Origin of the sequence: Aquisediminimonas profunda (genome assembly GCF_019443285.1) — a bacterium.
GTDB classification, from domain to species: domain Bacteria; phylum Pseudomonadota; class Alphaproteobacteria; order Sphingomonadales; family Sphingomonadaceae; genus Aquisediminimonas; species Aquisediminimonas profunda.
Window position 1 is genome coordinate 981,395 of record NZ_CP080327.1, and the last position, 26,124, is coordinate 1,007,518.

Here is a 26,124-nt window from a genome sequence, read left to right on the forward strand (position 1 = left end):
GGGAATGGTGCGTGGGGTTAGCCCCGCAATTTTCCGCGAACTACGGGCACTACATAGCGCTTGAACGATGCTTGTGTGGGTGAAGGCCTGAGGATCATGATGTGATTCTCTTAGGCCTTTTTGTGTTTCTTGAAACACCGCCTGCATGAACAGAGTAACTTCAAAAAGGTGAAGGGCTTCATGCCAACGATTAATCAGCTGGTCCGCAAGGGCCGGGACCCTCAGAAGGCTAAATCCAAGGTTCCCGCAATGGAGCAGAACCCGCAAAAGCGCGGCGTCTGCACTCGTGTTTATACAACGACCCCGAAAAAGCCGAACTCGGCTCTGCGCAAGGTGGCGAAGATTCGCCTGACCAACCAGCGCGAAGTCATCAGCTATATCCCGGGTGAAGGGCACAATCTTCAGGAGCACTCCGTTGTCCTGATCCGTGGGGGCCGCGTCCGCGATCTTCCTGGTGTGCGTTATCACGTACTTCGCGGCGTTCTGGATACCCAGGGCGTCAAGGACCGCAAGCAATCGCGCTCGAAATACGGCGCGAAGCGTCCCAAGTAAGAAGGATCAGCAGAAATGGCACGTCGTCGTCGTCCCGAAAAGCGGATAATCCTGCCTGATCCCAAGTTCGGGGATGAGGTTCTCTCGAAATTCATGAACAGCGTCATGCTGGATGGCAAGAAGTCCACGGCGGAAGGCATTGTCTACAGTGCCCTCGAAACCGTCGAGGCTCGCGCAAAGAAGGACCCGTTGCAGGTCTTTCATGATGCACTCAACAATGTGAAGCCGGGCATTGAAGTTCGCAGCCGCCGTGTTGGCGGTGCGACCTATCAGGTTCCCGTCGAAGTTCGTGCGGAACGTGCTCAAGCGCTTGCCATCCGCTGGCTGATTTCTGCGGCCAGAAACCGCAGCGAGAACACCATGTCGGCACGGCTTTCGGGCGAATTGCTCGATGCGTCGAGCAATCGTGGCAACGCGGTCAAGAAGCGCGAAGACACGCACCGCATGGCTGAAGCCAACCGCGCCTTCTCGCATTACCGCTGGTAACAGCGATAACCCCCCGGAGTATTTGACATGGCACGCAGCCATCCTCTCGAAAAATACCGCAATATCGGTATCATGGCGCACATCGACGCGGGCAAGACCACGACGACCGAGCGTATCCTTTACTACACCGGCAAGTCCTACAAGATCGGCGAAGTGCATGAAGGCACGGCGACGATGGACTGGATGGAGCAGGAGCAGGAGCGTGGCATCACGATCACGTCTGCTGCGACGACCTGTTTCTGGAATGATCACCGGATCAACATCATCGATACGCCAGGGCATGTGGACTTCACGATCGAAGTCGAACGTTCGCTGCGTGTGCTTGACGGTGCAGTCGCATGCTTCGACGGGGTGGCCGGCGTTGAGCCGCAGTCCGAAACCGTGTGGCGCCAGGCTGAAAAGTACAAGGTTCCGCGGATGTGTTTCGTCAACAAGCTTGACCGCACTGGCGCCAATTTCGAGATGTGCGTGGACATGATCCGCGACCGCCTCGGCGCGAAGCCGCTCGTGCTCTATATTCCCGTCGGCATCGAAAGCAGCCTCAAGGGCCTCGTCGATCTGGTCGAGAATCGCGCGATCATCTGGCTGGACGAATCGCTCGGCGCCAAGTTTGAATATCAGGACATTCCCGATGACCTGAAGGACAAGGCTGCAGCGCTCCGTGCCGAACTGATCGAAACCGTGGTTGAGCAGGACGATGCCGTTCTCGAAGCCTATTTCGAAGGCAATGAGCCTGATGTGGCAACGATCAAGAGGTTGATCCGCAAGGGCACGCTCAATTTCTCGTTCGTGCCTGTGCTGTGCGGCTCGGCATTCAAGAACAAGGGCGTTCAACCGCTGCTGGATGCCGTTGTCGACTATCTGCCTTCGCCGCTCGACATTCCGCCGGTCGAGGGTCTCAAGCTTGACGGCGTTACGCCGGACACACGCGCAGCTTCCGACGATGCGCCGTTTTCGGCCCTGGCGTTCAAGATCATGAACGACCCGTTTGTCGGCACGCTGACCTTTGCCCGTATCTATTCGGGCAAGCTTGAAAGTGCTTCGACCGTTCTCAACTCGGTCAAGGACAAGAAGGAAAAGGTTGGCCGCATGCTCCTGATGCATGCCAACAGCCGGGAAGACATCCAGGAAGCCTATGCGGGCGACATCGTCGCGCTTGCAGGCCTCAAGGACACCACGACAGGTGACACGCTGTGCGCCCAGAATGCGCCGATCATTCTTGAGCGGATGGAATTTCCCGAGCCGGTCATCGAAGTTGCGGTCGAACCCAAGACCAAGGCCGACCAGGAAAAGATGGGCGTCGCGCTCAATCGCCTGGCGCGCGAAGATCCCTCGTTCCGCGTGACGTCAGACCATGAATCGGGCCAGACGATCATCAAGGGTATGGGCGAACTTCACCTCGAAATCCTTGTCGACCGCATGAAGCGTGAATTCAAGGTCGAAGCGAATGTCGGTGCGCCGCAGGTCGCCTATCGCGAATATCTCGCGAAGAAGGTCGATATTGACTACACGCACAAGAAGCAGTCGGGCGGCTCCGGCCAGTTCGGCCGCGTGAAGTTCACGGCAACGCCGGGCGAACGTGGTTCGGGCATCATCTTCAAGGATGAAGTCAAGGGCGGCAATATTCCCAAGGAATATATCCCGTCTGTCGAAAAGGGCATGCGCGAAACCGCCGAGACGGGCTCGTTGATCGGGTTCCCGATCATCGATTTCGAAATCTCGCTTTATGATGGCGCGTACCACGATGTCGACTCGTCGGCACTGGCGTTCGAAATCTGTGCGCGGGCAGCGATGCGCGAAGCGGCCCAAAAAGCCGGCATCAAGCTGCTTGAGCCGATCATGAAGGTCGAAGTCGTCACACCGGAAGATTATCTGGGCGATGTCATCGGCGACATGAATTCGCGGCGCGGGCAGATCCAGGGCACTGACAGCCGCGGGAATGCCCAGGTTGTCGAGGCGATGGTGCCGCTTGCCAACATGTTCGGCTATGTGAATCAGCTGCGTTCGTTCACGCAAGGACGCGCGCAGTATACGATGCAGTTCTCGCATTATGACGAAGTGCCTGCAAACGTCGCTGAAGAGGTGAAGGCAAAGCTTGCCTGATTGAAAAAGACGGACTAAGGGCCGCGCCTGATTTCGCAGGCGCTGTCCCGCAATCTTGAACACAGCAAACCAATCGAAGAACGAGGGTTATAAAATGGCCAAGGCTAAATTTGAGCGGACTAAGCCGCACTGCAACATCGGCACCATCGGTCACGTCGACCATGGCAAGACCTCGCTGACCGCAGCGATCACCAAGGTGCTGGCCGAAACCGGCGGCGCGACGTTCACCAGCTATGACAATATCGACAAGGCTCCCGAAGAGCGTGAGCGCGGCATCACGATTTCGACCGCGCACGTCGAATATGAAACCGAGAAGCGCCACTATGCGCACGTCGATTGCCCGGGCCACGCTGACTATGTGAAGAACATGATCACCGGCGCTGCGCAGATGGACGGCGGCATCCTCGTCGTTTCGGCAACCGACGGCCCGATGCCACAGACTCGCGAGCACATCCTGCTTGCCCGTCAGGTCGGTGTTCCCCAGCTCGTCGTGTTCATGAACAAGGTCGATCTGGTTGACGATCCCGAAATTCTCGAGCTCGTCGAAATGGAAATCCGCGAACTCCTCTCGAAGTATGACTTCGATGGCGACAACATTCCCGTCATTCAGGGCTCGGCGACCTGCGCCCTCAACGACACCAATCCTGAAATCGGCCGTGAAGCCGTGCTCAAGCTGATGGCTGCCGTCGATGACTGGATTCCTCAGCCTGCCCGTCCGCTCGACAAGCCGTTCCTGATGCCGATCGAAGACGTGTTCTCAATCTCGGGTCGCGGCACGGTCGTTACTGGCCGCGTCGAAACCGGCGTTGTGAAGGTTGGCGAAGAAGTCGAGATCGTTGGCCTCAAGGACACCAAGAAGACGGTCGTGACCGGCGTCGAAATGTTCCGCAAGCTGCTCGATCAGGGTGAAGCCGGCGACAACATCGGTGCGCTGATCCGCGGCGTTGGCCGTGATGAAGTCGAGCGTGGCCAGGTTCTCTGCAAGCCCGGCTCGATCACGCCGCACACGGAATTCCAGTCGGAAGTCTATGTGCTGTCGAAGGACGAAGGCGGCCGTCACACGCCGTTCTTTGCCAACTATCGTCCGCAGTTCTATTTCCGCACCACCGACGTGACCGGCGAAGTCATTCTTCCGGCCGGCACCGAAATGGTGATGCCTGGCGATAACGTGCAGCTCGGCGTCAAGCTCATCGCACCGATCGCGATGGAGCAGGGCCTGCGCTTCTCGATCCGCGAAGGCGGCCGCACGGTCGGTTCGGGGGTTGTGGCTTCGGTCACCAAGTAATATAGGCATCGGCAACGCCCGATTCTCCGCGTGAGGATCGGGCGATTGCTATTTTGAATTTGGCTCTTTCTCATCGGTAGTGGACATGGAAACGCAGAATATCCGCATTCGCCTCAAGGCGTTCGATCATCGTGTGCTTGATCAGGCAACGGGCGATATCGCAGATACGGCAAAGCGCACCGGCGCCTTGATCCGTGGTCCCATTCCGCTTCCGACGAGGATCGAAAAATTCACCGTGAACCGCGGACCGCACGTCGACAAGAAGTCGCGCGAGCAGTTCGAGGTGCGCACCTACAAGCGGCTGCTGGACATTCTGCAGCCCACCCCGCAGACCGTGGACGCGCTGATGAAGCTCGACCTCGCCGCCGGGGTTGATGTTGAGATCAAACTGGCCTAACGGCCACGATCTCTGAAGGGATACCGCACGCACCGATGATTCGGGGCGTGGCTGAGTCCCCCGTCTTCCGCTTTGGCGGAACTGCAACCCGGACGGGGTGACACTTTACATTGGGGTTGAGCAAGCCCGCGGGGAATGGGTCTCCGTGGGCCTCTGTAGTGAGGAGAATTGATCATGCGTACTGGCGTGATCGCGAAGAAGATGGGCATGACTCGCCTGTTCAAGGATGATGGGCGCCATGTGCCCGTTACCGTTCTTTCGCTGGAAAATTGCCAGGTCGTTTCGCAGCGCACCCAGGAACGTGACGGTTATGTTGCGCTTCAATTGGGTGCCGGTGCGGCAAAGGCCAAGAATGTTGCAAAGCCGCAGCGCGGCCACTTCGCCAAGGCTGAAGTGGAGCCCAAGGCTCAGCTCGTCGAATTCCGCGTGTCTGATGATGCGCTGGTGGATGTGGGCGCGGAAATTTCTGCCGACCATTTCGTCCCCGGCCAGTTCGTCGACATTGCCGGCCACACACAAGGCAAGGGTTTTGCCGGCGCCATGAAGCGTTGGAACTTTGGCGGTCTGCGCGCGACCCACGGCGTTTCGGTCTCGCACCGTTCGCATGGTTCGACCGGCCAGCGCCAGGATCCCGGCAAGGTGTTCAAGAACAAGAAGATGGCTGGTCACATGGGTGATCGCCAGCGGACCCAGCAGAATCTCGAAGTCGTTCTGACCGATGTCGAGCGTGGCCTGATCTTCGTGAAGGGTTCGGTTCCCGGTTCCAAGGGAACATGGCTGATGGTCAGCGACGCTGTGAAGATCGCCCGTCCGGCCGACGCTCCCTATCCCGCCTCGATCAAGAGCGACGCAGCTCCGGTTGTCGAGGACGAGGTCAAGGTCGAAGCGGCCCCCATCGAAACCCCCGCCGAGGAAGCGCCTGCCGCTCCCGAAGCCAATGAAACCCAGGAGGGCTGAGCATGAAACTCAAGGTTCAGACTCTCGACGCCAAGGGCAAGGGCGACATCGAATTGTCGGATGACGTGTTCGGCATCGAGCCGCGCGCAGACATTCTGCACCGTGTTGTCACCTGGCAACTCGAAAAGGCCCGTGGCACAGCCCGCGGCGCCCGCGAACGTTCAGACGTTGCGCGCACCGGCAAGAAGTTCGGCAATCAGAAGGGCGGCGGCACGGCCCGTCACGGCAACCGTCGTTCGCCAATCTTCGTTGGTGGCGGCAAGGCTCATGGCCCCCGCGTCCGCGATTTCAACCCGTCGCTGAACAAGAAGATCCGCGCACTCGGCCTGAAGATGGCCCTGTCGTCCAAGGCGAAGGCCGGAACGCTGATTGTCATGGAAAACCTGTCCGTAAAGGACGGCAAGACCAAGGCTCTGGCCGGCTCATGGGGCAAGCTGGGCTTCGGCAAGACCGCGCTCGTCATTGACGGCGATGCGGTCGAGACGAGCTTTGCTCATGCCTCGTCGAACCTGGTGGGTGTCAATGTGATGCCTGCTGCTGGTGCGAACGTCTATGACATCCTGAAGCATGAGACACTGGTGCTGACGCGTGCGGCGGTCGAAAAGCTGGAGGCACGGTTCAATGGCTAAGAAACAGGCAGCAGCGGTGGATATCCGCCACTTCGACATTGTGCGTGGTCCGCACATCACTGAAAAGTCGACCATGGCCAGCGAGAACAACGCCGTTGTTTTCCGCGTCGCCAACGATGCGACCAAGCCGCAGATCAAGGCTGCGGTGGAAGCTCTGTTCGACGTGAAGGTGCTGACCGTCAACACCATCGTCCAGAAGGGCAAGACCAAGAAGTGGAAGGGCGTGCCCTACACCCGGTCGGACTTCAAGAAGGCAATCGTTCGCTTGGCTGAAGGCCAGTCGATCGATGTGACCACGGGGATTTAAGCGCCATGGCACTCAAGCATTACAACCCGACCAGCCCGGCACGCCGTGGCCTGATCCTGGTGGACCGCTCGGCGCTCCACAAGGGCAAGCCCGTCAAGGCGTTGACCGAAGGCAAGCGCAAGACGGGTGGCCGCAACAACAAGGGCCATGTCACGTCGCGCGGCATTGCCGGTGGCCACAAGCAGCGTTACCGCATCATCGACTTCAAGCGTCGCAAGTGGGACGTGGAAGCGACAGTCGAACGGCTGGAATATGATCCCAACCGTACGGCCTTCATTGCGCTCGTGAACTATCCGGATGGCGAACAGGCCTATATCCTCGCGCCCCAGCGTCTTGCGCCGGGCGACAAGGTGATCGCCGGCAAGAAGACCGACGTTAAGCCGGGCAATGCCATGGAACTCGGTCAGATGCCGGTCGGCACGATTGTCCACAATGTGGAGATGAAGCCGGGCAAGGGCGGTCAGATCGCCCGTTCGGCTGGCACATATGTGCAGGTTGTCGGTCGTGATCGCGGCATGGTGATCGTTCGCCTCAACTCGGGCGAACAGCGCTACATCCGGTCCGATTGCATGGCGACGGTCGGTGCCGTGTCCAACCCGGACAATGGCAATACCAACCTTGCCAAGGCTGGCCGCAACCGCTGGCTGGGCAAGCGCCCGCTGACCCGCGGTGTTGCCAAGAACCCGGTCGACCATCCGCACGGCGGTGGTGAAGGCCGGACCTCGGGCGGCCGCCATCCGGTCACGCCGTGGGGCAAGCCGACCAAGGGTGCCCGTACTCGTTCCAACAAGGCGACGGACAAGATGATCATCCGGTCGCGTCACGCGAAGAAGAAGAGGTAGTCATGGCCCGTTCCGTCTGGAAAGGTCCCTTCGTAGACCTTCATCTCCTGAAAAAGGCCGAAGCGACACAGGAAGCTGGCGGCCGTGCGCCGATCAAGACCTGGTCGCGTCGTTCTACAATCCTGCCGCAGTTCGTTGGGCTCACGTTCAACGTCTACAACGGCCGCAAGTTCGTTCCCGTCTCGGTGAACGAGGACATGGTCGGCATGAAGCTCGGTGAATTTGCGCCCACGCGCTACTTCCCCGGTCACGCCGCTGACAAGAAGGGCAAACGCTGATGTCAAAGCCAGCATCCCCCCGCAAGGTCGGCGAGAAAGAGGCTCTGGCCGTCGGCACCACGATCCGTGGTTCGGCCCAGAAGCTCAATCTCGTGGCGGCCCTTATCCGCAACCGCAAGGTCGGTGACGCGCTCAACATCCTCTCTTTCTCGAAGCGCGCCATGGCGCAGGACGTGAAGAAGGTGCTGGCCAGTGCTGTCGCCAATGCCGAGAACAATCACAACCTCGATGTCGACGCGCTTGTTGTGGCCGAAGCCAGTGTTGGCAAATCGATTTCGATGAAGCGTTTTGCGACCCGCGCTCGCGGTCGTTCGAGCCGCATCGTGAAGCCGTTCAGCCGCCTGCGCGTGGTTGTTCGCGAGACGCAAGAAGAGGACGCCTGATATGGGTCAGAAATCAAATCCGGTCGGGCTCCGTCTCCAGATCAACCGGACCTGGGACAGCCGCTGGTTCGCTGAAGGCGCAGACTATGGTCGCCTGCTGCTCGAGGATCTGGAAATCCGGAAGTATATCCTGAAGACGTTGCCCCAGGCAGCGATCTCCAAGGTGGTAATCGAGCGTCCGGCCAAGCTGTGCCGTGTGTCCATCTATGCTGCACGCCCCGGCGTGATCATCGGCAAGAAGGGCACCGACATCGAAAAGCTTCGGAAGACGCTCGGTGCGATGACATCTTCGGATGTCTCGCTGAACATCGTCGAAATCCGCAAGCCCGAAATCGATGCCAAGCTCGTGGCGCAAGGCGTCGCTGACCAGCTTGAGCGCCGTATCGCGTTTCGCCGTGCAATGAAGCGGGCCGTGCAGTCTGCCCTGCGTCTGGGTGCGGAAGGCATCAAGATCACGTGTGGCGGTCGTTTGGGCGGCGCTGAAATTGCCCGGACCGAATGGTATCGCGAAGGCCGCGTGCCACTGCATACCCTCCGCGCCAATGTCGACTATGCCGAAGCGACCGCACACACTGCCTATGGCGTCTGCGGGATCAAGGTCTGGATCTTCAAGGGCGAAATCCTGGGTCACGACCCGATGGCAACCGACCGGCTGATGATGGACGCGCAGACGTCCGGCGTCCGGCCCGCGCGTTAAGAGAGAGCACAGAAAATGCTGCAACCAAAACGCACCAAATTCCGCAAGGCGCACAAGGGCCGCATCCATGGCGATGCTCCCGGCGGCACCACGCTGAACTTCGGTTCCTACGGCTTGAAGGCCATGGAACCCGAACGGATCACCGCACGCCAGATCGAGGCGGCCCGCCGCGCGATCACGCGCCACATCAAGCGCCAGGGGCGTTTGTGGATCCGCGTGTTTCCTGACGTGCCGGTTTCGTCAAAGCCTGCCGAAGTCCGCATGGGCAAGGGCAAGGGCGCGCCAGAATTCTGGGTCGCTCGCGTCAAGCCCGGCCGCATTCTGTTTGAACTGGACGGCGTTCCGGGACCGCTGGCGGCTGTCGCCTTCCAGCGTGCTGCCATGAAGCTGCCGATCAAGGTGAAGGTCGTTGCCCGTCTGGGTGACACCTCGCATCTGGGAGCATGATGATGACGAAGATCGCTGACCTCAAGGTGAAAACCGATGACCAGCTGGTCGAGCAGCTCGTGGAGTTGAAGCGCGAGGCGTTCAACCTCCGTTTCCAGGCTGCGACCAACCAGCTCGAAAAGCCGGCCCGCGTGCGCGAAGTGCGTCGCACCATCGCCCGCATCAAGACGCTCCAGTCCCAGCGCACAAGCGCTGCGGCCAAGGCATAAGGAAGACACGATGCCAAAACGTATCCTGACCGGAACCGTCGTGTCGGACAAGACCGACAAGACTGTCGTGGTGAAGGTCGAACGCAAGGTGAAGCATCCGCTTTACGGCAAGATCATTCGCCGCTCGAAGAAGTATCATGCGCACGACGAAGCCAATGTCTGGAAAGAAGGCCAGACCGTTCGCATTGAAGAGTGTGCGCCGATTTCCAAGCTGAAATCGTGGCGCGTTGTCGATGGCGGCGGGGTTGCAACCCCAGCCGAGCTGGAGGGCTGATCCATGATTCAGATGCAGTCCAATCTTGAAGTTGCCGACAACTCGGGCGCGAAGCGCGTCCAGTGCATCAAGGTGCTCGGTGGCTCGAAGCGCCGGTTCGCTGGCGTGGGTGATGTGATCGTCGTGTCGATCAAGGAAGCCCAGCCGCGCGGCAAGGTGAAGAAGGGTGACGTGCACCGCGCTGTCATCGTTCGCACTGCCAAGGATATTCATCGCGCAGACGGTTCGACCATCCGGTTCGACACCAACGCTGCCGTTCTGGTCAACAAGAACGAGGAGCCGATCGGCACCCGTATCTTTGGCCCGGTCGTCCGTGAACTCCGCGCGAAGAACTACATGAAGATCATTTCGCTCGCGCCGGAGGTGCTGTGATGTCAGCTGCCAAGATCAAGAAGGGTGACAAGGTTGTCGTCCTCAGCGGCAAGGACAAGGGCAAGCATGGCGAAGTCGTGCTGTCCATGCCCAAGGAAGGCAAGGTCGTTGTTGCGGGCGTGAATATCGCGACCCGCCACCGCAAGCCGACCCAGCAGAACCCTCAGGGTGGCCTGGAACGCCGTGAAGCGCCGCTTCACATTTCCAAGGTCGCGATTGAGGATCCCAAGACGGGCAAGCCGACGCGCGTCCGTTTCGACGTCAAGGACGGCAAGAAGGTCCGCGTGGCCGTGAAGTCCGGAGAACTGATCAATGGCTGAGACCAAATACAAGGCCCGGATGCAAAGCATCTATGAGGACAAGATCGTCAAGGCGATGACGGAAAAGTTCGGTTACACGAACGCGCTCCAGGTGCCGCGCATTGAAAAGATCGTCATCAACATGGGCGTCGGCGAAGCGACCCAGGACAAGAAGAAGGTCGATATTGCCGCTGGCGAAATGCAGCAGATTGCCGGGCAGAAGCCGGTCATCATCAAGGCCAAGAAGTCCGTCGCCCAGTTCAAGCTGCGCGAAGGCATGCCGATCGGCTGCAAGGTCACGCTGCGTCGTGAGCGGATGTACGAGTTTCTCGACCGCCTCATCACGATCGCGCTTCCCCGCGTCCGCGACTTCCGCGGGCTCAACCCCAAGTCGTTCGACGGCCGTGGCAATTACGCCATGGGTCTCAAGGAACAGCTGGTTTTCCCGGAAATCAGCTATGACCAGATCGACAAGGTGCGTGGCATGGACGTGATCGTCACGACCACAGCGAACACCGACGACGAAGCGCGCGAGCTGCTCCGTCTCTTCGGCTTCCCTTTCCCCATTGAGGAAACTCAAGAAAAGCAGGCGGCTTGACATGGCTAAAGTGAGTTCCATCAACAAGAATGAAAAGCGCAAGAAGCTGGTCAAGAAATATGCCGGCCGCTATGCGCGCCTGAAGGCAATTGCCAATGACGAAAGCCAGGACGATACCGATCGCCTGATGGCCCGTCTGAAGCTCGCGGAAATCCCGCGGAACGGCAATCCGACGCGCGTGCGCAATCGCTGCGAGCTGACCGGACGTCCGCGCGCTTATTATCGCAAGTTCCGACTGTGTCGCATTCAGCTGCGTGATCTGGCCAATAAGGGCCTGATCCCCGGTGTGACCAAGTCGAGCTGGTAAGGGTTTAGAGAGATGGCATTGACCGATCCATTGGGTGATATGCTCACCCGCATCCGCAACGGCCAGCGCGCCAAGAAGGACAGCGTCGTGACGCCGGCTTCCAAGCTGCGCGCGAACGTCCTCGAAGTGCTCAAGCGCGAAGGCTATATTCGCGGCTATTCGGAAGAAGAGCTTGCGGGCCATGCCGGCCTGCGCGTCGAGCTGAAGTATTTTGAAGGCCAGCCAGCGATCAAGCACGTTGCTCGCGTGTCGAAGCCGGGCCGCCGCGTCTATTCGGGTTCGTCCGACCTGCCGCGTGTCCGCAATGGCCTCGGCATCGTGATTGTGTCGACGCCGAAGGGTGTTCTGTCCGACGCGGAAGCGCGGGACCAGAATGTCGGCGGCGAAGTTCTGGCGGAGGTGTTCTGATGAGCCGCACAGGCAAGAAGCCGGTTGCAATTCCGGCAGGTGTCACCGCTTCTCTCGAAGGTGGCGTGATTTCGGTCAAGGGGCCGAAGGGTGCGCTGTCCCTCGCGATGGAAGGCGAAGTGACGTACGCTCTTGAGGATGGTCAGTTGTCGGTCAAGCCGGCAAACGAGACCAAGCGCGCGCGCTCCTTCTGGGGCATGCAGCGCACGCTGATCCAGAATCTCGTTACCGGCGTGACCGAGGGCTTTTCCAAGACGCTCGAGATCACCGGTGTCGGCTATCGTGCCAATGCGCAGGGCCGGAAGCTGAAGCTCCAGCTCGGCTATAGCCACGATGTCGATCTTGACGTGCCGGAAGGCCTTGAAGTGAAGACGCCCGACCAGACCACGGTCGAAATCTCGGGCATCGACGCGCAGAAGGTCGGTCAGTTTGCAGCGGAAATCCGCCGCTGGCGCAAACCTGAGCCCTACAAGGGCAAGGGCATCAAATATCGCGGCGAATATATCTTCCGCAAAGAGGGTAAGAAGAAATAATGGCCAAGCTGTCACTTTTCGAAAAGCGGCGTCGCCGCGTTCGTACTTCGCTGCTCGCCAAGCGTGGCTTGCGCGCGCGCCTTTCGGTGCATCGTTCGGGTCGTCACATCTATGCGCAGGTCATTGATGATGAAGCCGGAAAGACTCTTGTCGCGGCTTCGACGCTCGAAAAGGATGCGCGCGGCCAGACAGGTGCCACGACGGATGCGGCATCGGCTGTTGGCAAGGTGATTGCCGAGCGTGCCAAAAAGGCCGGTGTTACCAAGGTTGTGTTCGATCGCGGAGGCTTTCTCTATCACGGGCGTGTGAAGGCGCTTGCTGAGGCGGCCCGCGAAGGCGGATTGGAGTTCTGATAAATGGCTGACGAAACCGAAAACCAGGGCGCTGAAGTCGCCGTAGAAGCGGCAGCCCCCGAAGGCCGTGGTCCGCGTGGCGGCCGTGGTCGTGGCGGTGGCGAACGTGGTGCGCGCGGTGGCCGTGATGGCAACCGCGGGCGTCGTGACGATCGCCGTGGCCAGAACGCCGAAGAAGGCGGTGAAGAGCTGATCGAAAAGCTCGTTCACATCAACCGTGTCTCCAAGACAGTGAAGGGCGGCAAGCGCTTCGGCTTTGCAGCACTCGTCGTCGTCGGCGATGGCAAGGGCCGTGTCGGTCATGGCCATGGCAAGGCACGCGAAGTGCCAGAAGCCATCCAGAAGGCAACCGCTGCTGCCAAGAAGTCCATGATCCGCGTGCCTCTGCGCGAGGGCCGGACCTTGCATCACGATGGCCGTGGCCATTTCGGTGCCGGTCTGGTGCATGTCCGCTCGGCTCCGCAGGGAACCGGCATCATCGCGGGTGGCCCGATGCGCGCCGTATTCGAATCGCTGGGCGTTGCCGACGTGGTGACGAAGTCGACCGGCACGTCGAATCCCTACAACATGATCCGGGCGACGTTCGAAGCGCTCAAGGAACAGACCAGCCCCAAGTCGGTGGCGCAGCGCCGCGGCAAGAAGATCGCGGACCTGCTCGGTCGCGGCGGTTCTCAGACCGCCGAGGCTGATGCCGAAGCGGTTGTGGAGTAATCAAGATGGCGAAGATCAAGATCAAGCAGACGGGTTCACCCATCCGCCGGACCAAGGACCAGCGAGCTACGCTGGTCGGCCTTGGCCTGAACAAGATGCACCGTGTGTCGGAACTTGAGGACAGCCCTGAAGTCCAGGGCATGATCCGCAAGGTGCGGCATATGGTCCAAGTTGTGGGCTGACCAACGCCTTCAACTTAATCAGCGCGAATAGAGCGAAAGCGAGTGCAAGACATGAAACTGAACGAAATCCGCGATAATGATGGTGCCCGCAAGGGCCGCATGCGCGTTGGCCGGGGCATTGGCTCTGGCAAGGGCAAGACTTCAGGCCGCGGCCAAAAGGGTCAGACGAGTCGCTCGGGCGTCTCGATCAACGGCTTCGAGGGTGGCCAGATGCCGCTCCATATGCGTCTGCCAAAGCGCGGCTTCAACAACATCTTCGCCAAGGACTATGCCGAGGTAAACCTTGGCGCCATCCAGAAGCTGGTTGATGCCAAGAAGATCGACCCCAGGGCTGTGATCGATCATGCTGCGCTGAAGGCAGCAGGTGTGGCGCGCGGCGGCAAGGACGGCGTGCGTATCCTGGGCAAGGGCGAGTTTTCGGCCAAGCTGCAATTCAACGTCGCTGGCGTCTCGGCGGGAGCCAAGGCCGCAATCGAAAAGGCCGGCGGGTCAGTTGACGTCATCGCTGTGGTGCCGGCTGCTGAAAAGGCCGCTGCCAAAAAAGGCAAGGTTCGGGCCGCCCGGATCGCCGCCCGCAAGGCGTGAGCTTTATCGTATCCGCGCCTTTCCATGCGCGGATCAGGCACTATATAGAGGCGGCGCGGGACTGATCCGGTCCTGTTGCCGCCTTTTCATTCAAGGGTCCTACCAGTCCTATGGCAACCTCTGCTGACCAGATGGCCGCGAGCCTCAGCCTCAACAATTTCGCGCAGGCGACCGAACTCAAGAAGCGGATCTGGTTTACCCTGGGTGCGCTTGTCGTGTTCCGCCTGCTGAGCCATGTGCCATTGCCCGGCATCGATCCGGTTGCACTGCAGGCCCAGTTCGAAACCACCAAAGGCGGCGTTCTCGATTTCTTCAACATGTTTTCGGGCGGTGCTCTGCAGCGGATGAGCCTCATCGCACTGGGGGTCATGCCTTACATCACGTCATCGATCGTGGTGCAGCTTGCGACCTCGCTTTCCCCTGCATTGGGCGCGCTCAAGAAGGAAGGCGAAAGCGGACGCAAGAAGCTCAACCAGTACACACGTTACGGCACGGTCGTCCTGACGATCATCCAGGGCTATTTCATTGCGGTCGGGCTTGAAAGCTGGGGTGCTTCGTCCGGCCATTCGGCGGTTGTAGAGCCCGGTCTCCTGTTCCGCGTCGCCGCGGTTACTGCTCTTCTTGGCGGGACAATGTTCCTGATGTGGCTTGGCGAACAGATAACCAGCCGAGGCATCGGCAATGGCATTTCGTTGATCGTCATGGCCGGGATCGTTTCCCAGCTGCCGCGCGCGCTCGTCAATGTGTTCGAAGGCGGACGGACTGGAACCATGTCGCCGCTGCTGATCTTCGGCATCCTGATTCTTGTTGTCGGCTTGATTGCCTTTATCTGTTTCATGGAACGGGCCCAGCGGCGCGTGCTGATCCAGTATCCCAAACGCGCAACGGCGCGGGGCATGATGCAGTCCGACAAATCGTTCCTGCCCTTGAAGATCAATACCGCGAACGTGATCCCACCGATCTTTGCGTCGTCGCTGTTGCTTATGCCGCTGACGCTCGTGCAGTTCGCTGGCAATCGCGTTGCTGGCGAAAGTACCTGGGGTGACATCGTCCTGGCGATCACCACCAACCTGCAGCACGGATCGCCGCTATTCATGGCGCTCTATGCAGCCGGTATCATCTTCTTCTGCTTTTTTTACACAGCCGTCGTCTTCAACCCTGAGGAAACCGCAGACAATCTCAAACGTTACGGCGGGTTCATTCCGGGTATCCGTCCCGGCAAGAACACCGAGATCTACCTCGACTATGTCTTGACGCGAATTACCGTGATCGGTGCAGCCTATCTGACCTTCATCTGCCTGGTTCCGGAATATCTGGTGACGGCGCTTGGCATTCCCTTCTATCTTGGCGGCACGAGCCTCCTGATCGTCGTCAATGTGACGATCGACACAGTCACGCAGATCCAGAGCCACTTGCTGGCGCACCAATATGGGGATCTGATCAAGAAGTCGAAACTGAAGGGCGGCCTGCGCCGCTAGAGCGAAACGGCCTTTTGGGGGGCACAGACTCATGAATATCATTCTGCTGGGGCCGCCGGGTGCGGGAAAAGGCACGCAGGCCAGCCGTCTGGTCGATGAACGTGGGATGGTCCAGCTTTCAACGGGCGACATGCTCCGTGCTGCAGTCAAGGCCGGCACCCCGACTGGCCTCAAGGCCAAGGCCGTGATGGAAGCAGGCGAACTGGTTTCGGACGAAATCGTTTCCGGCATCATCGGCGAGGCATTGGATGATCTGAAGCCAGAGACCGGCGTGATTTTCGACGGCTATCCGCGCACTGCGGCGCAGGCAGAGTCGCTTGACGTCATCCTTTCAGACCGCAAACGCACCTTGGACCATGTCATTGAACTTGAGGTTGACGAAGACGCGCTTGTCGCGCGCATTACCGGTCGCTTCACCTGCGCCAAGTGTAATGAAGGCTATCACGATACGTTCAAGCAGCCCAAGGTTGCCGGTGTTTGCGACGTGTGCGGCTCGACCGAGTTCAAGCGCAGGCCCGACGATAATGAAGAGACTGTCCGCACCCGCATGACGGAATATCGGGCGAAGACTGCGCCCATTCTGCCGATCTACGAAGCGCGCGGCCTGGTCCGGCGCGTGGACGGCATGGCTGACATCAAGCATGTCACCGAAGCGATCGAGGCAATCCTCGACAGCTGAAATGCTGGAACAGGGCTTGCGCGCAGTGCTCCCTAATGGAGCGAGAGCGCGTCCTTGATCTTGAGTTTCTCTTTCTTGAGTTTTGCAATCCGCGCGGTATCCGGTGCTGGACGGCGGGCTTCTTCTTCGATCATGCGATCGAGTCCGGCATGTCTGGCTTGAAGGCTGTTAGCAAGGCTGGCTTCCATCAGCGACTCTCCATTGTTGACTGCGAAACAGAGTAAATCACTAAAAGTCTTGCCTGTCTCGTACTCATTATGGTGAATGCGACCAATTGATGTCGGGAATCGGCAAAGCGGGATTTTACCGGTGGCAGTTCTATTTGAGACACATGAAATTGAAACGCGGCTGGGGCTTCTTCGCGAGGAGCACCAGGATCTGGACGCGGCCATCATGGCCATGCTCGCCAGCGGGACCATGGACCAGCTTCAGGTGGCTCGCATGAAACGACGCAAGCTGCGGATCAAGGATGAAATCCAAATGCTGGAAAGCCGCCTTGTGCCCGACATCATCGCCTGATTTCGCGGCAATCTGTCGACTGTATTTACCTATTATCGGCATTTCCCGCATCAGACCGATGTGGCATGGTCGCATATGGATCAAAAAGGCGAGACGGATATGTCCCCAGCTTTCGGCTTGACGACAAAGCTTATCGATTCGCTCTACCTCGAAGCGATGGTGCTTGCCGACGAGGCGCGAAGCTATTTCGATCAGTTAAGTCGTAACGCGCGGGCTGACATGACGCCCTTGCAGCGAGTCAGTCTTTCGTGCGAGTCGCTGAAAGTAACGACGCGACTGATGCACAGCACGGCCTGGCTGCTGGCACAGCGATCACCTCAAGGCACCTCCAATCCCCTTGCAGCAGCAGCGCCAAGCGAGACGACAACAGTGGATAACCTGCCAGAGGAGGCGCAGACCCTGATCAGGGAAAGCGAAGACCTTTACGCCCGGATCCAGCGTCTTGACGAAAAGCTCACTCATTCAAGCGAAATGCGCAGCCCGGCGCTCGACTTGCGAGCGCGGCTTGAACAGGCCTTCTGACACCTTGTGATTGCTCGTATGTCCGGCGCATGGCATAGCGTTGCCTGAATGGCCGGGGGCACATCTTGACCAAATTCACTGTCAACAGCCAGCCGGTTGAATACCGAATGGATCCCGAAACGCCCCTGCTGTGGGCGCTGCGCGATGCGTCCAATCTTACAGGAACGAAATATGGGTGCGGATCGGGTGATTGCGGGGCTTGCACGGTCGACATTGATGGCCGTGCGGTGCGGTCTTGCCAGATCACAATCGCCGCTGCGGAAGGGACGATCGTCACGACGATTGAGGGTTTGTCGCGTGATCGCAGCCACCCGGTTCAGCAGGCATGGGCCGCGGAAGGTGTCCCGCAATGCGGCTATTGCCAGTCTGGCATGATCATGGCCGCAGCAGCCTTGTTGAAGGCGAATCCCAATCCGACCAATGGTGATATTGATGCGGCCATGACAAACATCTGCCGCTGCGGTACATATACCCGAATTCGGCGTGCAATTCGCAGGGCTGCGGCAATGGCTGCGGGTCGGGAAATCATCGTAGCGGCGCCACCGCCAGGAATAGCGCCCGACGATGCGGCCCGCGCAGTGCCAGCTTTGACGCCGCCAGCGCGCTGACAGCTTTCAGTTTGCTTTCAGGCCCATTAAGCCTTGGCTCATATCGAAGCGCGCAAATGATGAATCAAGCACGACGTCAGTGGTTCGTGCAGGGAGTATCAGACAATGCGTACGATGACTTTAGCCTTGTTGCTGGCATCCGCAACATCCGGTTCCGCCTTTGCGCAAGCACGTGGTAGCGATGGAATGGATGCAGGCGAGCCTGGCCCCCGGCGCGAGTGGACTGAGCGCCGGAACGTCCAGGAACGCGCCCCACAGGCCGATCAGCGGCGTGAGGGTCGCGAACAACGCCAGACAGAAGCTGAGCCCGACCGGGCGCCGCGCGGGCGTTGGGGTGGTGCAGTAACAACGCCTCCGGTGCCCCCTGTTCCACAGGCGCAGCCTTCAGGAGGATGGGCCGGCAACCGCGTATGGCGTGGCCGAGGCGATGTCTTGACAACCAATCCGCCTGTGCAGACCCCATCGACTGACCGGCGCTGGCAGGGTCGTGGAGATGACGACAGCCGCAATGACGGACGTCGATGGGATCGGGACAGGAACGAACGTTGGGGTCGGGATCGGGATGAGCGCCACGCTGAAAATCGGGATGGCGCGTGGCATCGCGAGGAAAATGGTCGTTGGGAACGCCGCGGCGGTGATGATCGCTATGACCGCGACGGGCGCAATCGCTATGAAAACCGCGATTGGAACCGCAGCTGGCGCTATGATCGCCGCTATGATTGGCAGCATTATCGCAACCAGTTTCGCGATCGGTACCGCGCTCCGCGTTATTACAATCCCTATGGCTATCGCCACGGCTATCAGCGGTTCGGTATCGGCATTTATCTCGACTCGCTCTATTTTGGCAGTCGGTACTGGCTGAGCGACCCTTGGGAATACCGTCTGCCGCCAGCTCCATATGGCTGCCGCTGGGTGCGTTATTATGATGATGTCCTGCTTGTCGAGACGCGATCAGGCTATGTTGTGGACGTGATTTACGATTTCTTCTGGTAGGGAGGTCTGCCAGCGGAAGCAGGGCCCGGAGTCTCAAGACTGCCGGGCCCTTTCTTTTCCGGCTTGCGCCAGACAGTCGGCTGTTCCATCCGCATCGCAACAGGAGGACCCGATGAAGCGAAGAACTGCCATAGCCTTTGCTGCCTTTGCAGCATGCGCAATGCCCGCCAGGGCGGAGACCGTTCTTGTTCTTGCAGGCCATGTCATCACCGATGCGGCAAAGCCTGCGCGTGGGCCGTCGACCATCACCGTCACTGATGGGCGGATTACTGCGATTGGCGACGGATTGGCGAGCACCTCTGCAGCCGGCGTGCGCATGATCGATCTCTCGACCAAGACGGTCTTGCCGGGTCTGATTGACGCGCATGTTCACCTGACTGGCGATCCGGATGGCGATTTCCGCGATGAGGCAGTCGAGACGACCGAATCAAGCGTTGTCACGGGGGTCAAAAATGCCCGGATTACGGCGCTGGCAGGTTTCACGACCGTCCGCGACCTTGGGTCTGCGCCGCTCGCGGGGTTTGCCTTGCGTGATGGAACGGCGAAGGGTTTCATTCCGGGGCCGCGTATCCTTTCGGCCGGTGCCCCCATATCGATCATTGGCGGTCACGGCGATGTTTCCGGATTCCGCCCGGAAGTGAATGCGGCTCTCGATGCCGGCAATACGTGCACCGGAGCAGTGCAATGTGCCGAGCGGGTGCGCGAAGCATCGAAGCGTGGCGCTGATCTCATCAAGATCACGGCAACCGGTGGCGTGCTTTCTCAGCAGGGTCGCGGGCTCGGCAAGCATTTCACAGATGAGGAAATGGCGTCCATCGTATCGACCGCGCATGGCCTTGGGCTAAAGGTCGCGGCCCATGCGCATGGGGCGAGCGGGATCGAAGGTGCCGCGCGCGCAGGAGTCGATTCGATCGAACACGGGACGTTCGCTGATGCAGCGGGGCTCAAGGAAATGAAGGCGCATGGCAGCTGGTTCGTGCCGACTCTGATGGCCTTCACTGGAATTCGGGAGCGACTCGGCAAGAATGTCTACACGCCGACGGTTGAGGCCAAGGTACGCGAAACGCTCAGCCATGTCGGGGAAGCCTTGAAGGCTGCTCGGGGGATGGGGGTGCGTGTGGCATTCGGCACGGACGCAGGTGTTTTCGAACATGGCCGCAATGCAGAAGAATTTGCCCTGCTCGTCTCTTATGGCGGCATGACTCCCGCGCAGGCGCTGGCGAGCGCCACAACCGATGCGGCCGAACTGCTCGGGCTGGCAGACCAGGTCGGACGGATTGCACCAGGCTATTCCGCCGATATGATTGCGGTCGACGGAGATCCGCTTACCGATGTGCGGGTGCTTGAAAAGGTGAAATTCGTAATGGTGCGAGGACGGGTGATCGAGTGAGCGCAGCTAAGGCCAAGGAGAAGCTGGGATCGGGCAGGCTGGCTCATATCAGCAAGAGCGTGCGCAAGAAGCTGCTGCGGCATGAACGGGTGGAGGTGGTCTCGTCGGGACTGCTTGATCTGTATATCGTCCAGGGCTTCATGACGGAACGCGAGTGCGCGGACCTGATCTCCCTGATCGATGCAACGAGCCGACCGTCGACACTGTATCAGGATACAGAGATCAAGGGCTTTCGAACCAGCTACAGCGGCGATCTCGACCCGAATCATCCGCTCGTCCAGATTATCGAAGGGCGGATCTGCAACCTGATGGGTGTTGACAAGCGGTGTGGCGAAACGCTTCAGGGACAACGCTACGCCATAGGGCAGCAGTTCAAGCCGCATCATGACTATTTCCACACAAACCAGGCCTATTGGCAGAAGGAAAAGCCACGCGGAGGACAGCGTAGCTGGACGGCCATGATCTACCTCAATGAGCCCGAAGGCGGGGGCGAAACCAATTTTCCCAATGCCGGCATGTGCGTTTCACCACGCACGGCCATGCTGGTTCTGTGGAACAATATGGACGAAATGGGCGCGCCCAACGAGTTGACCTTGCATGAGGGCTGTCCGGTGACGGCTGGCACGAAATATATTGTCACCAAATGGTTTCGGGAGCATTTCTGGGGCTGACCGTGGGTCGGGGGACGCATTATGTTTGTGGGTCATTATAGCGTGGCATTCGCGGCGGCTGCACACCCCAAGGCACCCCGTTTGGGCACATTGTTTGTGGCCGCGCAGCTCATGGATCTGGGCTTTTTCACTTTTGTCCTGACCGGCACCGAGCATATGCGCCTGACCCCGGGGATGACGGCCATGAACAACATGGACCTTTATGACATGCCCTTGACGCACAGTCTTGTGGGAGCAGGGGGCCTTGCATTGGTGTTCGGACTCATTGTGGCGCGCTGGCTGCGCAGCGTGATCGCCGGAGCGATCGGAGGCGCTGTTGTCCTCTCTCACTGGCTGCTCGATCTGCTTGTCCATGGCCCGGACCTCACGATCATGGGCAGCCCGCCCAAGTTGGGCCTTGGCCTGTGGAATCATCCGGCGATTGAAATGCCGCTTGAAATCGGGCTGCTTTTCGTGAGCGCCTGGCTGTTTGCAAGGGCAAGACGGCCAGCGAACTGGCGGTTGGCCGTGCTGCTGGCTGTGCTTATCGCCTTGCAGGCCTTCAACTGGTTTGCGCCACAGCCAACCCAACTCGACGCAAGCCAGTCAGTCCTTGGTCTGGTCGCCTATGTCCTTGCCGCTCTTGTTGCCTGGTGGGTCGCCAAGGATCGGTCGGACGTTCAGGTCGCATAGGGGCTAGGCGGATGGGGCGCGGCCCGCTAAGGCCGCGCGCATGTCCGAAATCACGCCCGAAATCGTCGCCGAACACGGCCTTTCCCCGGAAGAATATGAGCGCGTCCTTCACGCGATAGGTCGCGCGCCGAACCTGACCGAGTTGGGCATATTCTCGGTCATGTGGTCCGAGCATTGCTCATACAAATCCTCACGGATTCATCTGAAGAAGCTGCCGACGACCGGCCCGCAGGTCATATGCGGGCCCGGCGAAAATGCCGGCGTTGTCGATATTGGCGACGGGCAGGCGGCGATCTTCAAGATGGAAAGCCATAACCATCCGTCGTACATCGAACCCTATCAGGGCGCGGCGACGGGCGTTGGCGGCATCTTGCGCGACGTGTTCACAATGGGTGCGCGGCCGATTGCCAACCTCAATGCACTGCGCTTTGGCCGACCCGACCATCCCAAGATGCGCCACCTGATATCTGGCGTGGTGCGTGGCATCGGCGGCTATGGCAATTGCGTGGGCGTGCCGACCGTTGGTGGGGAGGTCAATTTCCACACCGCCTATGATGGCAATATCCTTGTGAATGCGATGACAGTCGGGATCGCAGAGACTGACAAGATCTTTTATTCCGCGGCAAGCGGCCCGGGCAATTCGATCGTCTATGTCGGCTCGAAGACCGGGCGCGACGGCATTCACGGCGCAACAATGGCGAGCGCAGATTTCTCGGAAGACAGCGAAGAAAAGCGCCCCACCGTTCAAGTCGGTGATCCCTTTACCGAGAAGCTTCTGATCGAGGCCTGCCTCGAACTCATGGCGTCCGACGCCATCGTTGCGATCCAGGATATGGGCGCAGCAGGACTGACCTCATCAAGCGTCGAGATGGCCTCAAAGGGTGGTGTCGGGATCGAACTCGACATGAACAAGGTGCCGTGCCGGGAAGATGGCATGACCCCCTATGAAATGATGCTTTCCGAATCACAGGAACGCATGCTGATGGTGCTGAAGCCGGGTCGCGAAGACTTTGCCGAGGCCATCTTCCGCAAATGGGAACTCGACTTTGCCGTGATCGGCACCGTGACCGAGACGGGCCATATGGTGCTGAAATGGAATGGCGAGACCGTGGCTGACATTCCCCTCGCGCCCTTGGCGGATGACGCGCCACTCTATGATCGGCCCCACGTCAGCCGCGAAGAATACAAGGCCTGGGCCAAGGTCAAACCGCTTACCGACATGCCGGAAAGTGCTGATATCGGTGCCGACCTTCTGAAGCTGATGGCCAGCCCCGACATCGCTTCCCGGCGCTGGATCTGGGAGCAATATGACAACAAGGTGGGCGGCGACACAATCCAGCCTCCCGGAGGCGATGCGGCAGTCGTTCGCATACACGGGACGCACAAGGCGCTGGCCATGTCGACCGATTGCACGCCACGCTATTGCTATGCTGATCCCTATGAGGGTGGAAAGCAGGCGGTTGCCGAATGCTATCGCAACCTCACGGCCGTTGGCGCGACGCCGCTTGCGATCACCAATTGTCTGAACTTTGCCAATCCGCAGCGTCCTGAAATCATGGCGCAGATTGTGGGCTGCCTGGACGGGATGGCTGATGCCTGCCGGGCACTCGACTTCCCGATCGTCAGTGGAAATGTCTCGCTCTACAATGAGTCGAAAGCGACCGGCGGCGGCAGCGCCATCCTTCCCACACCTGCGATCGGCGGCATCGGCCTATTGAAGGACTGGTCGAAGGCTGTTGGAATCGGGTTCAAGGCCGAGGGCGAAACGATCTGGCTACTGGGGGGGCATGGTTCAACTCTCGGCCAGTCGATCTGGCTGCGTGAAGTCTGCGGGCACGAAGCGGGTTCACCGCCGTCAGTTGATCTTGAGCAAGAGCGCGCTGCGGGAAATCTTGTGCGCCAGCTTGTGCTGGAAGGCATTGCAACGGCCGTGCATGATATTTCAGATGGTGGCCTCATTGTTGCGATTGCGGAAATGGGCCTTGCCGGAGGAATGGGGGCCCAACTTGATCCCCTCAATACCGTGCAGGCATTTGGTGAAGACCAGGGGCGTTACCTGATCACCACCGCGCCAGGCACTAATGTTCCTAGCGCAATTGCGATCGGCAAGACAGGCGGGACCCAGGTCTTCGGAGTCTCCCTTGCAGACCTTCGTTCAGCGCACGAGGGATTCTTCCCCGAGCTCATGGGCTGATACCCCCTTCATTGCCCCGATCCTTGCGAGATCGGGAGGATGACCTTTAGGCTGCTGCAGCGAGGAAGTTGTAAGGGTCGATCCCGCGTGATCGGTAGGCTGTGTGGGCCGCCCGGTAAAGGCTGGGCTGGCCGATGTTCAAGCGTTTGCGGGCCGATTCGATCGGTTCGGCAAGAAGTTCTATAATCGACTCATCGACCAGATTCGCTGCCGCGGTGCCGTTACGCTGGCCTTCGCGGATGGCCTTGAGCACGGGAGCACCCACCTTGATCTTGCGGCGCAGTTCCAAGCCCCCAAGATAGGAAATGAACAGGTTCCCGAGATTCCGGTTCTGGCCATAGGTAAAGCCGAGCACACATTGTTCGCCCAAGGCGTCGCGGCCATAACCGGTCAGCACGTGCAGCAGGTCATGGGTATCGCGCAGCCGATTGGCGTACCATTCGACTTGATCATTGTAGCGCGGCCGGTCTCCGCGCATCTTTTCGGCCTCGGCGACGAGCCCAGCAGCCGACAGGCCCTCGCGGTCCATGAAGTCGACATAAGCGCGGCCGACGGTTCCGGCGGGGAGCCGCTTCAGCGTTTCGTGATCATCCAGAATCGTCGGCAGAAACGGCTCGCTCTCCATTAGCCGCCGCCCGCGCGGGCTTTCGATAAAGGCCTTTGCTTCAGGCAGGAAACTCTTGCGCGGCAAGCACTCAAAAATGTGGAAGACCTGCTCCGTATCTTCCTTGTCCTTCAGAAGCTTGCGGAAATGCCCAAGCGCCTTGAATGGACGAAAGCGCGGTTCGGGCCGTGCAGGATCGCGAAAGAGAGTCGGTTGCATTCTGTCGTCCTAGCCATATTGACAACGATGTCAATAGTGATCTGGTGCTTGCCAAGCCGATGGTCGGCCTGCCAGAACCGGCAAAGGTGAGGATCTGGAGACAAACATGACCAAAATCAGTGCACGAATCGGGTTCACATTTGCTCTGGTCGCGCTCGCAAGCCCGGTCCTGTCAGCGACGCCGGAAGATGTCGCGCGGGCCGCACTGGCGAGATCTCCTGTTGTTGACGGTCACAATGATGTGCCCGAACAGCTTCGCTCGCGCTTTGGCAATGATTTCTCAAAGTTCGATTTTCACGATATGTCGCCCACAGCATCGCAAAAGGGCGGCAAGATGCATACGGATCTTGCACGGCTCAGGAAGGGGATGGTCGGCGGGCAGTTCTGGTCCGTCTGGGTGTCCACAGACCAGAGCGAAGTCTCTGCTGTCCGGGAAGTTACAGAGCAGATCGACGTCGTCGAACGGCTGGTGGCGGCATACCCGAAGGACCTGATGCTTGCGAAAAGTGCCGACGACATTGAAGCTGCTTTCCGCCAGCGCCGGATAGCCTCGCTGATTGGCATGGAAGGTGGGCATTCGATCGGATCGTCACTTGCCGTGTTGCGACAGATGTACCGGGCCGGCGCGCGTTACATGACTATAACCCACTCGAAGAATACGCCGTGGGCCGACAGCGCGACCGATGCCCCCAAGAGTGGGGGGCTTGCGCCGTTCGGCGTCGCTGTTGTCAAGGAAATGAACCGCCTGGGCATGCTGGTTGATATCAGCCATGTGTCGGAAAAAACAATGATGGATGTGCTCGATACGACTGCCGCGCCAGTCATCTTCAGCCATTCCGGCGCGCGGGCCATTGATGGGCATGCGCGCAACGTTCCCGATTCCGTCCTGGCGCGGCTGAAGACGAATGGGGGCATTGTGATGCAGGTGCTTTTGCCGGATTATGTAAGTGAAGAGGTTCGTCAGTGGGAGGCAGCCAAGGCCGCAGAGGAAGCCCGGTCGAGCACTCTGTTCAAAGGCGATCCTGCCGGTGCGGCTGGCGCGGTGGCTGACTGGATTGCAGCGCATCCAAGGCCTCATGCCACCATTTCGCAGGTTGCCGACCATATCGATCATATCCGCGAGATCGCAGGTATCGATCATATCGGCATTGGCGGGGACTTTGACGGGATGGACAGCGTGGTTGACGGTCTGGGTGATGTGTCCACCTATCCGGCCCTTTTTGCAGAGCTTGCCCGTCGCGGATACAGCCAGCAGGACCTCGAGAAAATTGCCTGCCGCAACCTTATCCGCGTCTTTCGCGCAACGGAAGCTGTGGCAAAGGCCAAGTCTGGAGAGAGCCCCTCGAACCAGAGCTTCGGCTCATAGGCAAATCCCAACGGT

The 26,124-nt window shown here is 59.6% G+C and carries 38 protein-coding genes; 36 read left to right on the top strand and 2 right to left on the bottom strand.

Annotation, left to right across the window (positions count from 1 at the left end; all coding sequences use genetic code 11):
* The first annotated feature begins 180 nt into the window (after positions 1 to 180).
* From rpsL to K0O24_RS05125, 27 genes are all read left to right on the top strand, one after another.
* Entirely contained in the window at positions 181 to 552 is a 372-nt protein-coding gene (gene rpsL / locus K0O24_RS04995) for a 30S ribosomal protein S12 (RefSeq protein WP_219895479.1), read from the top strand.
* 15 nt (positions 553 to 567) lie between these two features.
* Positions 568 to 1,038 carry a 30S ribosomal protein S7 gene (rpsG, locus tag K0O24_RS05000; RefSeq protein WP_219894726.1) on the top strand — a complete coding sequence of 157 codons (471 nt, stop codon included), beginning with the start codon at positions 568 to 570 and terminating at the stop codon, positions 1,036 to 1,038.
* A gap of 27 nt (positions 1,039 to 1,065) precedes the next feature.
* Positions 1,066 to 3,141, top strand: a complete 2,076-nt coding sequence (gene fusA, locus K0O24_RS05005; protein WP_219894727.1) for an elongation factor G — start codon at positions 1,066 to 1,068, stop codon at positions 3,139 to 3,141.
* Between the two features lie 94 nt (positions 3,142 to 3,235).
* Positions 3,236 to 4,426, top strand: a complete 1,191-nt coding sequence (gene tuf, locus K0O24_RS05010) for an elongation factor Tu (protein ID WP_219894728.1) — start codon at positions 3,236 to 3,238, stop codon at positions 4,424 to 4,426.
* Positions 4,427 to 4,511: 85 nt separating this feature from the next.
* Entirely contained in the window at positions 4,512 to 4,823 is a 312-nt protein-coding gene (gene rpsJ / locus K0O24_RS05015) for a 30S ribosomal protein S10 (protein WP_219895480.1), read from the top strand.
* Between the two features lie 174 nt (positions 4,824 to 4,997).
* Entirely contained in the window at positions 4,998 to 5,780 is a 783-nt protein-coding gene (rplC, locus tag K0O24_RS05020) for a 50S ribosomal protein L3 (RefSeq protein ID WP_219894729.1), read from the top strand.
* 2 nt (positions 5,781 to 5,782) lie between these two features.
* Positions 5,783 to 6,409 (top strand): 50S ribosomal protein L4, encoded by a 627-nt coding sequence (gene rplD / locus K0O24_RS05025; RefSeq protein WP_219894730.1) that lies wholly within the window; start codon positions 5,783 to 5,785, stop codon positions 6,407 to 6,409.
* Positions 6,402 to 6,716 (top strand): 50S ribosomal protein L23, encoded by a 315-nt coding sequence (locus K0O24_RS05030; RefSeq protein WP_219894731.1) that lies wholly within the window; start codon positions 6,402 to 6,404, stop codon positions 6,714 to 6,716. Before rplD ends, K0O24_RS05030 begins: the two co-directional genes overlap by 8 nt.
* Before the next feature lie 5 nt (positions 6,717 to 6,721).
* Entirely contained in the window at positions 6,722 to 7,558 is an 837-nt protein-coding gene (gene rplB / locus K0O24_RS05035) for a 50S ribosomal protein L2 (RefSeq protein ID WP_219894732.1), read from the top strand.
* Between the two features lie 2 nt (positions 7,559 to 7,560).
* The gene (gene rpsS / locus K0O24_RS05040) at positions 7,561 to 7,836 is read left to right on the top strand and encodes a 30S ribosomal protein S19 (RefSeq protein WP_219894733.1); all 276 of its coding nucleotides are present in this window, start codon (positions 7,561 to 7,563) and stop codon (positions 7,834 to 7,836) included.
* Positions 7,836 to 8,219 carry a 50S ribosomal protein L22 gene (gene rplV / locus K0O24_RS05045; RefSeq protein WP_219894734.1) on the top strand — a complete coding sequence of 128 codons (384 nt, stop codon included), beginning with the start codon at positions 7,836 to 7,838 and terminating at the stop codon, positions 8,217 to 8,219. Before rpsS ends, rplV begins: the two co-directional genes overlap by 1 nt.
* 1 nt (position 8,220) lies before the next feature.
* On the top strand, positions 8,221 to 8,916 hold the full coding sequence (rpsC, locus tag K0O24_RS05050) for a 30S ribosomal protein S3 (protein WP_219894735.1): 696 nt from the start codon (positions 8,221 to 8,223) through the stop codon (positions 8,914 to 8,916).
* 15 nt (positions 8,917 to 8,931) lie between these two features.
* The gene (gene rplP / locus K0O24_RS05055) at positions 8,932 to 9,363 is read left to right on the top strand and encodes a 50S ribosomal protein L16 (protein WP_219894736.1); all 432 of its coding nucleotides are present in this window, start codon (positions 8,932 to 8,934) and stop codon (positions 9,361 to 9,363) included.
* A gap of 2 nt (positions 9,364 to 9,365) precedes the next feature.
* Positions 9,366 to 9,572, top strand: coding sequence for a 50S ribosomal protein L29 (gene rpmC / locus K0O24_RS05060; RefSeq protein WP_219895481.1), 207 nt, complete (start codon positions 9,366 to 9,368; stop codon positions 9,570 to 9,572).
* 10 nt (positions 9,573 to 9,582) lie between these two features.
* Entirely contained in the window at positions 9,583 to 9,846 is a 264-nt protein-coding gene (rpsQ, locus tag K0O24_RS05065; protein WP_219894738.1) for a 30S ribosomal protein S17, read from the top strand.
* Positions 9,847 to 9,849: 3 nt separating this feature from the next.
* The gene (gene rplN / locus K0O24_RS05070) at positions 9,850 to 10,218 is read left to right on the top strand and encodes a 50S ribosomal protein L14 (RefSeq protein ID WP_219894740.1); all 369 of its coding nucleotides are present in this window, start codon (positions 9,850 to 9,852) and stop codon (positions 10,216 to 10,218) included.
* The gene (gene rplX, locus K0O24_RS05075) at positions 10,218 to 10,538 is read left to right on the top strand and encodes a 50S ribosomal protein L24 (protein WP_219894742.1); all 321 of its coding nucleotides are present in this window, start codon (positions 10,218 to 10,220) and stop codon (positions 10,536 to 10,538) included. Before rplN ends, rplX begins: the two co-directional genes overlap by 1 nt.
* On the top strand, positions 10,531 to 11,115 hold the full coding sequence (rplE, locus tag K0O24_RS05080; RefSeq protein WP_219894744.1) for a 50S ribosomal protein L5: 585 nt from the start codon (positions 10,531 to 10,533) through the stop codon (positions 11,113 to 11,115). Before rplX ends, rplE begins: the two co-directional genes overlap by 8 nt.
* Position 11,116: 1 nt before the next feature.
* Positions 11,117 to 11,422, top strand: coding sequence for a 30S ribosomal protein S14 (rpsN, locus tag K0O24_RS05085; protein ID WP_219894746.1), 306 nt, complete (start codon positions 11,117 to 11,119; stop codon positions 11,420 to 11,422).
* A gap of 12 nt (positions 11,423 to 11,434) precedes the next feature.
* Positions 11,435 to 11,830 carry a 30S ribosomal protein S8 gene (gene rpsH, locus K0O24_RS05090; RefSeq protein WP_219894748.1) on the top strand — a complete coding sequence of 132 codons (396 nt, stop codon included), beginning with the start codon at positions 11,435 to 11,437 and terminating at the stop codon, positions 11,828 to 11,830.
* On the top strand, positions 11,830 to 12,363 hold the full coding sequence (gene rplF, locus K0O24_RS05095) for a 50S ribosomal protein L6 (RefSeq protein WP_219894750.1): 534 nt from the start codon (positions 11,830 to 11,832) through the stop codon (positions 12,361 to 12,363). The genes rpsH and rplF overlap by 1 nt, the downstream gene beginning before the upstream one ends.
* A complete protein-coding gene (rplR, locus tag K0O24_RS05100) occupies positions 12,363 to 12,716 on the top strand; it encodes a 50S ribosomal protein L18 (RefSeq protein ID WP_219894752.1) in 354 nt (117 codons plus the stop codon). The genes rplF and rplR overlap by 1 nt, the downstream gene beginning before the upstream one ends.
* A gap of 3 nt (positions 12,717 to 12,719) precedes the next feature.
* A complete protein-coding gene (gene rpsE, locus K0O24_RS05105; RefSeq protein WP_219894754.1) occupies positions 12,720 to 13,427 on the top strand; it encodes a 30S ribosomal protein S5 in 708 nt (235 codons plus the stop codon).
* 5 nt (positions 13,428 to 13,432) lie between these two features.
* Positions 13,433 to 13,609 (top strand): 50S ribosomal protein L30, encoded by a 177-nt coding sequence (gene rpmD / locus K0O24_RS05110; RefSeq protein ID WP_219894755.1) that lies wholly within the window; start codon positions 13,433 to 13,435, stop codon positions 13,607 to 13,609.
* 51 nt (positions 13,610 to 13,660) lie between these two features.
* Positions 13,661 to 14,194, top strand: coding sequence for a 50S ribosomal protein L15 (gene rplO / locus K0O24_RS05115; RefSeq protein ID WP_219894756.1), 534 nt, complete (start codon positions 13,661 to 13,663; stop codon positions 14,192 to 14,194).
* A gap of 110 nt (positions 14,195 to 14,304) precedes the next feature.
* Complete coding sequence (gene secY / locus K0O24_RS05120) at positions 14,305 to 15,672, top strand: preprotein translocase subunit SecY (RefSeq protein WP_219894758.1); 1,368 nt, start codon at positions 14,305 to 14,307, stop codon at positions 15,670 to 15,672.
* 31 nt (positions 15,673 to 15,703) lie between these two features.
* Positions 15,704 to 16,351 (top strand): adenylate kinase, encoded by a 648-nt coding sequence (locus tag K0O24_RS05125; RefSeq protein WP_219894759.1) that lies wholly within the window; start codon positions 15,704 to 15,706, stop codon positions 16,349 to 16,351.
* Between the two features lie 32 nt (positions 16,352 to 16,383).
* Here K0O24_RS05125 and K0O24_RS05130 read toward each other — a convergent pair whose 3' ends face one another.
* On the bottom strand, positions 16,384 to 16,539 hold the full coding sequence (locus K0O24_RS05130) for a DUF465 domain-containing protein (protein ID WP_219894761.1): 156 nt from the start codon (positions 16,537 to 16,539) through the stop codon (positions 16,384 to 16,386).
* Positions 16,540 to 16,660: 121 nt separating this feature from the next.
* Between K0O24_RS05130 and K0O24_RS05135 the strand changes: the two genes are divergently transcribed.
* The 8 genes from K0O24_RS05135 to purL all read left to right on the top strand — a co-directional run bounded on the left by K0O24_RS05135 (position 16,661) and on the right by purL (position 23,920).
* The gene (locus K0O24_RS05135) at positions 16,661 to 16,870 is read left to right on the top strand and encodes a YdcH family protein (RefSeq protein WP_246611131.1); all 210 of its coding nucleotides are present in this window, start codon (positions 16,661 to 16,663) and stop codon (positions 16,868 to 16,870) included.
* Positions 16,871 to 16,969: 99 nt separating this feature from the next.
* Positions 16,970 to 17,392, top strand: coding sequence for a DUF1465 family protein (locus tag K0O24_RS05140; RefSeq protein ID WP_219894764.1), 423 nt, complete (start codon positions 16,970 to 16,972; stop codon positions 17,390 to 17,392).
* 65 nt (positions 17,393 to 17,457) lie between these two features.
* On the top strand, positions 17,458 to 18,000 hold the full coding sequence (locus K0O24_RS05145; RefSeq protein ID WP_219894765.1) for a (2Fe-2S)-binding protein: 543 nt from the start codon (positions 17,458 to 17,460) through the stop codon (positions 17,998 to 18,000).
* 105 nt (positions 18,001 to 18,105) lie between these two features.
* A complete protein-coding gene (locus tag K0O24_RS05150) occupies positions 18,106 to 18,993 on the top strand; it encodes an RcnB family protein (protein WP_219894767.1) in 888 nt (295 codons plus the stop codon).
* Between the two features lie 112 nt (positions 18,994 to 19,105).
* Positions 19,106 to 20,383, top strand: a complete 1,278-nt coding sequence (locus K0O24_RS05155) for a metal-dependent hydrolase family protein (RefSeq protein ID WP_219894768.1) — start codon at positions 19,106 to 19,108, stop codon at positions 20,381 to 20,383.
* Positions 20,380 to 21,054 (top strand): prolyl hydroxylase family protein, encoded by a 675-nt coding sequence (locus K0O24_RS05160; protein WP_246611132.1) that lies wholly within the window; start codon positions 20,380 to 20,382, stop codon positions 21,052 to 21,054. The genes K0O24_RS05155 and K0O24_RS05160 overlap by 4 nt, the downstream gene beginning before the upstream one ends.
* A 21-nt stretch (positions 21,055 to 21,075) precedes the next feature.
* Positions 21,076 to 21,726, top strand: coding sequence for a hypothetical protein (locus tag K0O24_RS05165; protein WP_219894769.1), 651 nt, complete (start codon positions 21,076 to 21,078; stop codon positions 21,724 to 21,726).
* A 40-nt stretch (positions 21,727 to 21,766) separates the two neighbouring features.
* Complete coding sequence (purL, locus tag K0O24_RS05170) at positions 21,767 to 23,920, top strand: phosphoribosylformylglycinamidine synthase subunit PurL (RefSeq protein WP_219894771.1); 2,154 nt, start codon at positions 21,767 to 21,769, stop codon at positions 23,918 to 23,920.
* Positions 23,921 to 23,966: 46 nt separating this feature from the next.
* Here the strand turns inward: purL and K0O24_RS05175 are convergent, their stop codons facing one another.
* Positions 23,967 to 24,743 carry a Coq4 family protein gene (locus K0O24_RS05175; RefSeq protein WP_219894773.1) on the bottom strand — a complete coding sequence of 259 codons (777 nt, stop codon included), beginning with the start codon at positions 24,741 to 24,743 and terminating at the stop codon, positions 23,967 to 23,969.
* A gap of 106 nt (positions 24,744 to 24,849) precedes the next feature.
* On the opposite strand from K0O24_RS05175, the gene K0O24_RS05180 reads away from it, so the two are divergent.
* The gene (locus K0O24_RS05180) at positions 24,850 to 26,109 is read left to right on the top strand and encodes a dipeptidase (protein ID WP_219894775.1); all 1,260 of its coding nucleotides are present in this window, start codon (positions 24,850 to 24,852) and stop codon (positions 26,107 to 26,109) included.
* Positions 26,110 to 26,124 lie beyond the last annotated feature (15 nt).